The following is a 1,977-nucleotide window of genomic DNA, read 5'->3' as shown; positions in this document are numbered from 1 at the left end:
GGCTGCGGCGGAGAGCAGGCCGTTGCCCTGGCCCTGCAGGCGTCGGGTTTCGCCGTGGTGACGCAGCGTTGCCTGCAGGGAAAGCTGGCCATCCTGCTGGCTGGCGCTCTGATAATCGAGCAGCGTCAGCGCCGGCTGCGCCTGCAGCCCGTAGCGCGTGCGGAACAGCTGCCACAGCGCATGGTGGGTCATCTCTTTGCCGTCGCTATCGGTGGCCTGCTGAACGTGCTGGCTGAAGTCCTGCTGCAGCCCGCGGGGCAGTTTCAGACCATGATTTTGTTCGATAAGCCAGGCGCTGCCGCTCTTCCCCGACTGGCTGTTGACGCGGATCACCGCCTCATAGCTGCAGCCAATATCCTGCGGGTCAATGGGCAGGTAGGGCATCTGCCACGGATCGCCAGGCTGACGGGCATCAAACCCTTTTTTGATCGCATCCTGATGGGAGCCGGAGAAGGCGGTGTAAGCCAGGCTTCCCGCCCACGGGTGGCGAGGGTGAACGGGGATCTGGTTGCAGTTTTCCACCACCTCCACCACCCGGTTCATCTGCTCGAAGCGAAGCTCAGGGTCGATGCCCTGGCTGTAGAGGTTCATCGCCAAAGTCACCAGACAGACGTTGCCGGTGCGTTCGCCGTTGCCAAACAGGCAGCCTTCTACCCGATCGGCGCCGGCCATCACCGCCAGCTCGGCGCTGGCGACGCCGGTGCCGCGATCGTTATGCGGGTGCACGCTGATGCAGACCTCGCTGCGGCGGGAGAAGTGGCGGCAAAAATACTCGATCTGATCGGCATAGACGTTGGGGGTGTTGACTTCCACCGTCGCCGGCAGATTGACGATCATCGGTCGCTCGGCGCAGGGCTGCCAGACATCCGCCACCGCTTCGCAAATCTCAAGCGCAAACTCGGGCTCGGTGAAGCAGAAGGTTTCAGGCGAATATTCATATTGCCAGCGGGTCTCCGGCTGCTGTTCGCACTGCTGACGGATAAGCCGGGTGGCGCGGGTCGCGAGGGCGATCACCTCGGCCTTGTCCATGCCGAAAACCAGCTCGCGGAACAGCGGCGCGGTGGCATTGTAGAGGTGGACGGTAGCCCGGCGGGCGCCGCGCAGCGCCTCAAAGGTGCGCAGGATCAGCGGGTCTCGCGCCTGGGTCAGCACCTGGATGGTGACATCCTCCGGGATGCGCTGTTCGTCAATCAGCTGGCGGACAAAGTTGAAATCGGTTTGTGAGGCGGAAGGGAAGGCGACTTCAATCTCTTTAAAGCCGCACTCCAGCAGCAGATCCCAGAACTGCAGTTTGCGGGCGCTGTCCATGGGCTCCGCCAGCGCCTGGTTGCCGTCGCGCAGGTCAGTCGAGAGCCAGCGCGGGGCGTGACTGATTTGCCGGTCTGGCCAGCGGCGGTCAGGCAGGGCGATCGGCGGATAGGGACGGTACTTTTCAGCAGGATGGCTCAGCATAGTGTTCTCCTTAATGGTCAGCCTTTATCCTGCCCGAGCGCAGGGTGACGGGCTTTCGCAAACGAGACAGAAACTAGCGAGAACTGGACAACCTGACGCCGTAAAAAAGGGACCCGGAGGTCCCTTTATGTGAGGCTTAGTGCGCGCCGCCGCCGCCTCCGCCGGCGCTGAACGGTGGTCTGGCGAACCACACCAGCCCCAACAGCAGGATGAAAATAGCCGCAGAAATCCAGAAGATTTCGTTGGCGGAGATAATCAGCCCCTGGTTGGTTATCTGCTGCGCTATCCAGCCGGACGCCTGCTGCTGCGTCATTCCCATGCCCTGCAGCTGATCGTATATCTGCTGCGCGTTGGGGTTAAAGGGGGTCACCGATTCGGTGAGCTGCGCATGATGCAGCGCCTCGCGGTTGGTCCACAGGGTGGTGGTGATCGAGGTCCCGATGGAGCCGGCAAGGGTACGGGTGAAGTTCGACAGGCTCGACGCCGCCGCCAGCCGCCCCCGCGGGGGGCGGGGGGGGGGGGGGG

The 1,977-nt window shown here is 63.3% G+C and carries 1 protein-coding gene and 1 pseudogene; both read right to left on the bottom strand.

The window, feature by feature from the left end; all coding sequences use genetic code 11:
* The coding region (gene leuA / locus HMPREF9538_RS03650) for a 2-isopropylmalate synthase (protein WP_009486177.1) at nt 1-1,452 on the bottom strand (1,452 nt) is incomplete at its 3' end.
* A gap of 136 nt (nt 1,453-1,588) precedes the next feature.
* Nucleotides 1,589-1,977 (bottom strand): annotated as a pseudogene (locus HMPREF9538_RS03655) (MFS transporter); the annotation flags it as partial.

It is taken from the genome of Klebsiella sp. MS 92-3 (assembly GCF_000195655.1).
GTDB classification, from domain to species: domain Bacteria; phylum Pseudomonadota; class Gammaproteobacteria; order Enterobacterales; family Enterobacteriaceae; genus Klebsiella; species Klebsiella pneumoniae.
This window is presented reverse-complemented; position numbering and strand designations above follow the sequence as displayed.